This is a genomic window from Sphingomonas sp. SRS2 (genome assembly GCF_000971055.1).
In the GTDB taxonomy this organism is placed as follows: domain Bacteria; phylum Pseudomonadota; class Alphaproteobacteria; order Sphingomonadales; family Sphingomonadaceae; genus Rhizorhabdus.
Genome location: NZ_LARW01000097.1, coordinates 48,199 through 57,497, shown reverse-complemented (window position 1 = coordinate 57,497; position 9,299 = coordinate 48,199). Strand labels below are relative to the sequence as shown.

The window sequence follows — 9,299 nt, the reverse complement described above, 5'->3', positions numbered from 1 at the left end:
CCCCAAGGCAATGCCGATGGCTATGCCCATGAGCTGCGATCCATCGCCATAAAAAAGGGACGGACTTTCGCCCGTCCCATTCACCCCTCCCTTGCCCTCTCTGCGGAGGGGCTTGGAAGCTCTATTCGCCGTCACCTTCCTCGACATCCAGCGCGACGAGTTGCGGCACCGGACGGAGGCTGCGGTTAAGGGTGAAGCCTGAGCTGGACAGCAGCGCCGCCATATCTTCGGTGCCGCCGTTGCGGCGGATATCGAGCGCCGTGAAGCCGGTGTTGAGCAGGCTGGTGATGTCGCGGTCGCGCTGCCAGCCGGATGGCGAGCCGAGCACCACCGCGATCAGCCGGCGGCCATCACGGACCGCCGAGGCGGTGAGGGTGAAGCCGCTGTCGTTGGTGAAGCCGGTCTTGATCCCGTCGAGCCCGCGCACCACGCCGAGTAGCTTGTTGTGATTGGCGAGGCGCAGCTTGCCATAGCTGTAGCTCTGTTCGGAGAAGCAGCGATAGTGATTGGGGTGATTGCGGATCATCGCGGCGGAGAGGATCGCGATGTCCTGCGCCGAGGTGAAATGCGCCGGATCGGGCAGGCCGCTGGCATTGGCGAAGACCGTCTGGCGCATGCCGAGCTGACGAGCCTTTGCGGTCATCAGCCGGGCGAAATTGGTCTCGCTGCCTGCGACCTTTTCGGCAAGCGCCACCGAGATGTCATTGGCGGACTTTACCGCGACGACGCTAATGGCCTCTTCGACCGAAAGCGACTGGCCAATGCCAAGGCCAAGCTTGGACGGGCGTTGTGCGACCGCCCGGGACGACATGACGACGCGGTCGTCGAGCCGTAGCCGGCCGGCGTCGAGCGCATCGAAGACGATGTAGAGGGTCATCACCTTGGTGATCGACGCAGGATGGCGGATCGCGGTCGCCTGCTCGGCATAGAGGATCTCGCCGGTGTCTGCGTCCATTAGCACCGTAGCGAAGCGTGGTCCGCCGAGTGGGCTGGCCGCGCCGGCCATCGCCAAGGGCGCAAACAAAGCTGCCATCGCGATCGTCACGCAGGTCAGCCAGCGTCTCAAAACAAATCCACTCACTATCCAGTCCCCTCTTTTATTGACCAGATAGGATTGAATCTAAAGCATTTTTAGGAAGCGCAACAGTCGTCCTGACAAGGCCGATCATGCGCTTCGACTCATTTTAAGCACGATCGACCTTGTCGGCGTACAGCAGCCGGCCCGGCCCGAGCCGTGCCATCACCTGTGCAAGATCGGTCTCGCCGAACGCGAAACAGCCTTCCGAGCGGCCCAGTTTGCCGTGCTGGGCGATCATGTTCCGCTCGGCATACCAGGCGCCGTGGATTACGACCGCGCGCGGGCGGGCGTTGCTGTTGGTCTGGTCAAGGCCGTCGATCCGGCGCGAGCGGCCATGCTGGCCGACATATTCCTCGGCGGTCACATAGGCGCCGCTCGACGAAGCGGCAGAACCCATCGTGTTCGAGAATTTCTGCAGCCAGCCAGTGTGGCCCGGATCCGATCCACGACCATGCGCCACAAGGAGGCTGTTGACCCGGCCAGAAGCGACATCGAGCAGGTGGAAGCGGGGAGCCGAGGAGGGATCGTCGAAATCGCAGATGCCGATGACGTCGCGATTCCTGATCTGGCCAACATGGCGGCTCATCGCCGCGAGCGCCCGTGCCCGCACTTCGGGGCGGAGCTTCGCGGCGGGCAGCAGCTTGGCCGCCACTGCAGTGCCGCTTGTCGCCAATGCCAATCCACCGAAAATGGCCGAACCTAACAATCCGCGCCGGCTCACCGGCGTGTCGATCAAATTCTGCAAAGTGCCTCACCCGCTCTTACGCTAACAAGAGCCTCTTCTTATCAGAGCGGGTTTACTATTTCATTCGTGGAGTGGACGTTTGTTCCTCTTGCCAGGCGCTCCGGGCGTTTTCGGTGCACGGTTCATCGCGCCCATGCGACTTTAGTCGACATCCCTTGCATAATGCCGGTTTCCGGCGCGCCGGTTATCGGGCGGCCATCGTCACCCCGCCGGCGCCAGGGCGGCCGATTTGCGAAAGAAGCGCCTGATCGCGTTGATAGGGATCGCCAAGATAGCGGATCGTGCCGTCGGGCTGGGCCTCGGCCGTGAAATAGACGATATAGACGGGCACGCTCTTTTCCAGCTGCAGCACCCTGGTCTTGACCGGGCCGGCGAGGGCATCGTCCAATTCGCCGCCGCCATGGAGCAGCGCCGCGAGTTCCTCGATGTTCTGAACACGAACGCAGCCATGGCTAAGGGCGCGATCCGTCCGGCCGAACGCGGCCTTCTGCGGCGTGTCGTGCAGATAGATCGCATGTGCGTTGGGCATGTCGATCTTGATCCGCCCAAGCGCGTTGCGCGGGCCCGGGGCCTGTCGAACGGTCACGCCGCCATCGGCGCGGCGCGTCACGCTATAGCCCTTGCCCTGCCAGCGGCCCTCCTTGAGTACGCTCGGCGGTAGCGTCCAACTGGGGTTGGCGACGACAGACTGGGCGTGGAGCGCAAGTTGCGGGGTTGGAGTCTTCGGCGCGCCGACAACGACATTGAAGCTGGCTTCCTCGACCCCGCCGTTCATCAACTCGAGGCGATAGCTCGGCACATTCACATAGATGTACCGATCACCCAGATCGCGTGGCATCCAGCGCCAGCGCTCGAGATTGGCGCGCAGCTGCTCCCGAGTGGTCGTATCGGCGGGGCTGGTCGCCACATAGGCGGCCTTCAATGCGCGGTATTGCCTGTGGTCGGGCAACAGGCCGCGTATCCACGAGCCCAGCTTGTCGCGATCCAGCGCATCCTGCAGACCCTGCGCCAGGCTGTTTGCGTCGGCGGCGGGCGTCATATGCCAGTCGAGCGCCTCCTTGTCTTCGATCCGGCCATCCGCATAGTCATGGGCGAGGCTAAGCGCAGCGGCGGTCGCGAGGGTGTCGAGCGCGGGGCCGTTGCCGCCGGCGTCGACCGCTGCGCGCAGTTCGGCGAGCCGATAGTCCCGGGGATTGAGACCTTCCTGTTCGGACTCCTCGATCAGGTTCACCAGCTTGCGCGCCTCGCCGATCGACCAGCGCCCCTGTTGCTCGGCAATCGCCGATTCGGCGGAAATATCAGTCGAAATCTCGGCGGGCGCGGCGCCATTGAAAGTGAAGGCCGCGACGGCGATCAGGGGAAGGCTGGCGATCCAGTGCCGTAGCCGGGGCTTCGTCCGAGTACGCCGCGCGAAAGCGCTGCTATAGGTGCTGGGGATAGGATCGGAGTTGGCGCGGTACTCAGTCATCGTGACCCTCCCTGGTCGACGATGCTGAAACGGCTGGAAAGTCCCGTCGATCCATCGACAGGGCGCAAATATAGATAATTTCCTTTAGGAACCTTTTTGGCTTTCCGCAAACCAAAAAATGGGCTTGGTGCATTTTCTGCGACGGGGGCGTTTCGATGGAGTATCCAGCGACAAAGGGGTCTCATGACCGAACCGCCTGAAAGCCGACTGGTGCTGTTCGCGGCGCTCGCCGCAAATCTGGGCATTGCGATCGCCAAATTCGTCGCGGCGGCCATCACCGGTTCGTCGGCGATGCTGACCGAGGGCTTCCACTCGGTGGTCGACAGCCTCAATCAATTATTACTGCTCTATGGCCAGAAACGGTCGGAGCGGCCGCCCGATGATCGCCATCCGCTGGGTTATGGCCGGGAGCTCTATTTCTGGAGCTTCGTCGTCGCGATTCTGATTTTCGCGACTGGCGCGGGTCTGTCGATCTACGAGGGCATCCTCCACATCAGGAATCCCGATCCGATCCGATCGCCGCTGATCAACTATGTGGTGCTGGCGATCGCGTTGGTACTGGAAGGGGCAAGCTGGCTGCTTGCGGTGCGCGAGTTCAGCAATGCGCGCGGCGAACTTGGCTGGTGGACGGCGATCCACCGATCGAAGGATCCCCCGAGCTTCATCGTCCTGTTCGAGGATTCGGCGGCGATGTTCGGCCTGCTGGTGGCCGGCGTGGGCATCACTCTCAGCCTGCACACCGGCGACCCGCGTTGGGACGGCGTCGCGTCGATCGTCATAGGCGTCGCGCTGGCCGGCGTTGCGCTGGCGCTGGCGCGGGAATCGAAGGGGCTGCTGATCGGCGAGGCGGCCGATCCGGCGCTGGAGGCTGCGGTGCGCGCGGCGATAGATCGTCGGCCCGAGGTCAGCGGAGTCAACGAGATCACCACCATCCATATCGGTCCGCGCAACATCTTCCTCGGGCTCTCGGTCGATTTCGTCGATCAGGTCCCGGTCGGGCGGATCGAGGCAATGATCGCCGAAGCCGAGACGGAGTTGCGCGAGCGCTGGCCGTCTATCCGGGCCATTTATATCAAGCCTCAATCCGCGGGCTGGCCGGAAGACCATGACCGCCGCGACTAGCATCTATCGCTGGCAGGGTGCGGTCGAACGCGCCAAGCATGTCCTCCACATCAAGACGCACCCGCTGCTCGCCCTGCCGGTCGAGCAGCGGGTGCGGGCGCTTCACAGCCAGGACTCCCCGAGGTGCTGGTGCTGCGGGCGATGGGGGGGCAATATTCCGCCTGGGTCGACGCCGAAATCGGAGCCCGAGACTCGGTAGCGGCGAGTGGCGTATCGGGCGCTGCTTCGTCCTGTCTTTGCAAGGGAGCGGCGAATTGCGGCGGTTCCGGCGGTTGACCCGATCCGACTCCTTCTCTATAGGCGCGCCCTGCTCAGGACCGGCTTAGCCGTATCTGGGCAAGCTTGAACATTGCTGATGCGTGTGAAGGCCTGGGGGGTCGAATATGACCGCCGGGGCTTTCGTGCATTCCCGGATGACCTGATTTATCGGGTTTTCGGGAAGGCAAGTTGGGCATTAGTAAAGTAACTCTCTTAGAGGTGAAGGGCTTCATGCCAACGATCAACCAGCTGATCCGCAAGGGTCGCGAGCCGCAGAAGGCCAAGTCCAAGGTCCCTGCGATGGAAAAGAACCCGCAGAAGCGTGGTGTTTGCACCCGCGTCTATACGACGACCCCGAAAAAGCCGAACTCGGCGCTGCGCAAGGTGGCCAAGGTCCGCCTGACGAACAGCCGCGAAGTGATCAGCTACATCCCCGGTGAAGGTCACAATCTTCAGGAGCACTCGGTTGTCCTGATCCGTGGCGGCCGTGTGCGCGACCTTCCCGGTGTGCGCTACCATGTGCTCCGCGGCGTGCTCGACACGCAGGGTGTGAAGGACCGCAAGCAGAGCCGTTCGAAGTACGGCGCCAAGCGTCCTAAGTAAGAGGTAGATCGAAATGGCTCGTCGTCGTCGTCCCGAAAAGCGCGAAATCCTTCCGGATCCCAAGTTCGGAGATATCGTGCTCACCAAATTCATGAACAGCGTCATGCTCGACGGAAAGAAGTCCGTCGCCGAAGGCATCGTCTATGGCGCGTTCGAAACTATCGAAACCCGTGCCAAGCGCGAGCCGCTCGGTGTGTTTCATGATGCACTCAACAATGTGAAGCCGGGCATCGAAGTTCGCAGCCGCCGCGTCGGCGGTGCGACCTATCAGGTTCCGGTCGAAGTCCGCACGGAGCGCTCGCAGGCGCTCGCCATTCGTTGGCTGATCTCGGCCGCGCGTGCACGTTCGGAGCACACGATGGCCGGCCGTCTGTCGGGCGAACTGATGGATGCCGCGAACAATCGCGGTAACGCCGTCAAGAAGCGCGAAGACACGCACCGCATGGCGGAAGCGAACCGCGCCTTCTCGCACTACCGCTGGTAACAGCACCGCTTATCGAGCCTCACCCCCGGTGGGTGGGGCTCGAAAGTGTAACACTTCGTTCCCATATCGTCGGGGCAGGGCCAAAGCCTTCCCCGACATCGGAGTTTTAAGATCATGGCCCGCAGCCACCCGCTCGACAAGTATCGCAACATCGGCATCATGGCCCACATCGATGCCGGCAAGACGACGACGACCGAGCGCATCCTTTATTATACCGGCAAGTCCTACAAGATCGGCGAGGTCCATGAGGGCACCGCGACCATGGACTGGATGGAGCAGGAGCAGGAGCGCGGGATCACGATCACGTCGGCGGCCACGACCTGTTTCTGGGACGACCACCGGATCAACATCATCGATACTCCCGGCCACGTCGATTTCACGATCGAAGTCGAGCGTTCGCTGCGCGTCCTCGACGGCGCGGTCGCATGCTTTGACGGCGTTGCCGGCGTCGAGCCGCAGTCCGAGACCGTCTGGCGCCAGGCCGAGAAGTACAAGGTCCCGCGGATGTGCTTCGTCAACAAGCTCGACCGCACCGGCGCCAGCTTCGAGCGTTGCGTCGAAATGATCAAGGATCGCCTGGGCGCCCGCCCGGCCGTTCTTTATCTTCCGATCGGCATCGAAGGCGGCTTCAAGGGCCTTGTCGATCTGGTTGAGAATCGCGCGATTATCTGGCTCGAAGAGTCGCTCGGCGCGAAGTTCGAATATCAGGAAATTCCTGACGATCTGAAGGGCGCTGCGGCAACGGCGCGGTCCGAGTTGATCGAAATGGCGGTCGAGCAGGACGACCACGTCATGGAGGCCTATCTCGAAGGCGATGAGCCCGACGCCGCGACCCTGAAGAAGCTGATCCGCAAGGGCACGCTCAACTTCTCGTTCGTTCCGGTCCTCTGCGGTTCGGCGTTCAAGAACAAGGGCGTGCAGCCGCTGCTCGACGGCGTCATCGACTATCTGCCGAGCCCACTGGACATTCCGCCGGTCGAAGGCCTCAAGCTCGACGGCGTCACGCCCGAGACGCGTCCGGCTACCGACGAAGCGCCGATGTCGGCGCTCGCGTTCAAGATCATGAACGATCCGTTCGTCGGCACGCTCACCTTCGCCCGCATCTACTCGGGCAAGATGGACGCCGCGACGACCGTTCTGAACTCGGTCAAGGACAAGAAGGAAAAGGTTGGCCGCATGCTGCTGATGCATGCGAACAGCCGCGAAGACATCCAGGAAGCCTATGCGGGCGACATCGTCGCGCTGGCGGGCCTCAAGGACACCACCACGGGTGACACGCTCTGCGCGCAGAACGCCCCGATCATCCTGGAGCGGATGGAGTTCCCCGATCCGGTGATCGAGCTTTCCGTCGAGCCAAAGACCAAGGCCGACCAAGAGAAGATGGGCATCGCCCTGAATCGCCTCGCTCGCGAAGATCCGTCGTTCCGCGTTTCGTCGGATGCCGAATCGGGCCAGACGATCATCAAGGGGATGGGTGAGCTTCACCTCGAAATCCTCGTCGATCGCATGAAGCGCGAGTTCAAGGTCGAAGCGAACATCGGCGCGCCGCAGGTCGCCTATCGCGAATCGATCGGCCGCAAAGTCGACGTCGACTATACGCACAAGAAGCAGTCGGGCGGTTCGGGTCAGTTCGGCCGGATCAAGTTCACCGTGGAGCCGGGCGAGCGCGGCCAGGGCGTCATCTTCAAGGATGAGGTCAAGGGCGGCAATATTCCCAAGGAATATATCCCGTCGGTCGAAAAGGGCATCCGCGAGATCGCGGCATCGGGTTCGCTGATCGGTTTCCCGATCATCGATTTCACCGCGACGCTGTATGACGGCGCCTATCATGACGTTGACTCGTCGGCGCTGGCGTTCGAAATCACCGGCCGTGGCGGTATGCGCGAAGCGGCCCAGAAGTCGGGCATCAAGCTGCTCGAGCCGATCATGAAGGTCGAAGTCGTCACCCCCGAGGATTATCTCGGCGACGTCATCGGCGACATGAACAGCCGCCGTGGCCAGATCCAGGGCACGGACAGCCGGGGCAATGCCCAGGTCGTCGAGGCGCAGGTGCCGCTGGCCAACATGTTTGGCTACGTCAACCAGCTGCGTTCGTTCACTCAGGGACGCGCGCAGTACACGATGCAGTTCTCGCATTATGAGGAAGTGCCGGCGAATGTGGCCGAAGAGGTCAAGGCAAAGCTGGCATAATCCGAAATTTGTAGTTATGGGCGCGTCCGCATCGGGCGGCGCGTCCGGCAATTGATTCGAAGAAAAGAGGCGAAAAATGGCTAAGGCTAAGTTTGAGCGGACCAAGCCGCACTGCAACATCGGCACCATCGGACACGTCGACCATGGCAAGACGTCGCTCACGGCTGCCATCACGAAGGTGCTCGCCGAGACCGGCGGCGCGACCTTCACCAGCTACGACAACATCGACAAGGCTCCTGAAGAGCGCGAGCGCGGCATCACCATCTCGACCGCGCACGTCGAGTATGAGACCGAAGCGCGCCACTATGCGCACGTCGATTGCCCGGGCCACGCCGATTATGTGAAGAACATGATCACCGGCGCCGCACAGATGGACGGCGGCATTCTCGTCGTTTCGGCCACCGACGGCCCGATGCCGCAGACCCGCGAGCACATCCTGCTCGCCCGTCAGGTTGGCGTGCCGCAGCTCGTCGTGTTCATGAACAAGGTCGATCTGGTCGACGACGCCGAGATCCTTGAGCTCGTCGAGCTCGAGATTCGCGAGCTGCTCTCGTCCTACGACTTCGACGGCGACAACATCCCCGTCATCGCGGGTTCGGCGGTCTGCGCCCTGAACGGCACCAAGCCGGAGATCGGCCATGACGCCGTTCTGAAGCTGATGGCCGCAGTGGACTCGTTCATCCCGCAGCCCGAGCGTCCGCTCGACAAGCCGTTCCTGATGCCGATCGAAGACGTGTTCTCGATCTCGGGTCGCGGCACCGTCGTCACCGGCCGTGTCGAGACCGGCATCGTCAAGGTTGGCGAGGAAGTCGAGATCGTCGGCATCAAGGACACCCGCAAGACCGTGGTGACCGGCGTCGAAATGTTCCGCAAGCTGCTCGATCAGGGCCAGGCTGGCGACAACATCGGCGCGCTGATTCGCGGCGTCGGCCGTGAAGAGGTCGAGCGTGGTCAGGTTCTTTGCAAGCCGGGCTCGATCAAGCCGCACACTGACTTCTCGTCGGAAGTCTACGTCCTGTCGAAGGAAGAGGGTGGCCGTCACACGCCGTTCTTTGCGAACTATCGTCCGCAGTTCTACTTCCGTACGACCGACGTGACCGGCACCGTCGAGCTGCCAGAGGGCACCGAGATGGTCATGCCCGGCGACAACATCAAGCTTGGCGTCAAGCTCATTGCCCCGATCGCCATGGAAGAGGGCCTGCGCTTCTCGATCCGTGAAGGTGGCCGCACCGTCGGCGCCGGGGTTGTCAGCTCGATCTCGAAGTAATATAGGGCGGCACCGCTCGGCTCCTTAAGGAGTCGGGCGGTGCGCTTTTTAAACAATATTTTGCCTCGGTCATGAGGTGAGGGC

The 9,299-nt window shown here is 62.5% G+C and carries 9 protein-coding genes; 6 read left to right on the top strand and 3 right to left on the bottom strand.

The features are described 5' to 3' along the window. Positions 1–121: 121 nt before the first annotated feature. The 3 genes from WP12_RS14210 to WP12_RS14200 all read right to left on the bottom strand — a co-directional run bounded on the left by WP12_RS14210 (position 122) and on the right by WP12_RS14200 (position 3,291). Positions 122–1,033: a D-alanyl-D-alanine carboxypeptidase family protein gene (locus WP12_RS14210; RefSeq protein ID WP_046194387.1), complete on the bottom strand. Its 912-nt coding sequence runs from the start codon at positions 1,031–1,033 to the stop codon at positions 122–124. Positions 1,034–1,184: 151 nt separating this feature from the next. Further along, complete coding sequence (locus WP12_RS14205; protein WP_046194329.1) at positions 1,185–1,823, bottom strand: murein L,D-transpeptidase catalytic domain family protein; 639 nt, start codon at positions 1,821–1,823, stop codon at positions 1,185–1,187. A gap of 184 nt (positions 1,824–2,007) precedes the next feature. After that, positions 2,008–3,291 (bottom strand): L,D-transpeptidase family protein, encoded by a 1,284-nt coding sequence (locus tag WP12_RS14200; protein ID WP_052730392.1) that lies wholly within the window; start codon positions 3,289–3,291, stop codon positions 2,008–2,010. Between the two features lie 183 nt (positions 3,292–3,474). Here WP12_RS14200 and WP12_RS14195 point away from each other — a divergent pair, with 183 nt between their 5' ends. From WP12_RS14195 to tuf, 6 genes are all read left to right on the top strand, one after another. Further along, on the top strand, positions 3,475–4,413 hold the full coding sequence (locus WP12_RS14195; RefSeq protein ID WP_046194328.1) for a cation diffusion facilitator family transporter: 939 nt from the start codon (positions 3,475–3,477) through the stop codon (positions 4,411–4,413). Next, on the top strand, positions 4,397–4,612 hold the full coding sequence (cutA, locus tag WP12_RS14190) for a divalent cation tolerance protein CutA (RefSeq protein WP_046194327.1): 216 nt from the start codon (positions 4,397–4,399) through the stop codon (positions 4,610–4,612). The genes WP12_RS14195 and cutA overlap by 17 nt, the downstream gene beginning before the upstream one ends. Positions 4,613–4,902: 290 nt before the next feature. After that, the gene (gene rpsL / locus WP12_RS14185; protein WP_011952201.1) at positions 4,903–5,274 is read left to right on the top strand and encodes a 30S ribosomal protein S12; all 372 of its coding nucleotides are present in this window, start codon (positions 4,903–4,905) and stop codon (positions 5,272–5,274) included. Between the two features lie 13 nt (positions 5,275–5,287). Next, on the top strand, positions 5,288–5,758 hold the full coding sequence (gene rpsG / locus WP12_RS14180) for a 30S ribosomal protein S7 (RefSeq protein ID WP_046194326.1): 471 nt from the start codon (positions 5,288–5,290) through the stop codon (positions 5,756–5,758). 114 nt (positions 5,759–5,872) lie between these two features. Continuing rightward, positions 5,873–7,948 (top strand): elongation factor G, encoded by a 2,076-nt coding sequence (gene fusA / locus WP12_RS14175; protein WP_046194325.1) that lies wholly within the window; start codon positions 5,873–5,875, stop codon positions 7,946–7,948. 76 nt (positions 7,949–8,024) lie between these two features. Continuing rightward, the gene (gene tuf, locus WP12_RS14170) at positions 8,025–9,215 is read left to right on the top strand and encodes an elongation factor Tu (RefSeq protein WP_046194324.1); all 1,191 of its coding nucleotides are present in this window, start codon (positions 8,025–8,027) and stop codon (positions 9,213–9,215) included. The last annotated feature ends 84 nt before the right edge of the window (positions 9,216–9,299 follow it).

What these genes read in the sequence shown, in the direction of transcription:
- tuf (WP_046194324.1), top strand. Translation starts at nt 8,025, where the DNA reads ATGGCTAAGGCTAAGTTTGAGCGGACCAAGCCGCACTGCAACATCGGC.
- rpsL (WP_011952201.1), top strand. Translation starts at nt 4,903, where the DNA reads ATGCCAACGATCAACCAGCTGATCCGCAAGGGTCGCGAGCCGCAGAAG.
- rpsG (WP_046194326.1), top strand. Translation starts at nt 5,288, where the DNA reads ATGGCTCGTCGTCGTCGTCCCGAAAAGCGCGAAATCCTTCCGGATCCC.
- WP12_RS14200 (WP_052730392.1), bottom strand. Translation starts at nt 3,291, where the DNA reads ATGACTGAGTACCGCGCCAACTCCGATCCTATCCCCAGCACCTATAGC.
- WP12_RS14210 (WP_046194387.1), bottom strand. Translation starts at nt 1,033, where the DNA reads ATGGCAGCTTTGTTTGCGCCCTTGGCGATGGCCGGCGCGGCCAGCCCA.
- cutA (WP_046194327.1), top strand. Translation starts at nt 4,397, where the DNA reads ATGACCGCCGCGACTAGCATCTATCGCTGGCAGGGTGCGGTCGAACGC.
- fusA (WP_046194325.1), top strand. Translation starts at nt 5,873, where the DNA reads ATGGCCCGCAGCCACCCGCTCGACAAGTATCGCAACATCGGCATCATG.
- WP12_RS14195 (WP_046194328.1), top strand. Translation starts at nt 3,475, where the DNA reads ATGACCGAACCGCCTGAAAGCCGACTGGTGCTGTTCGCGGCGCTCGCC.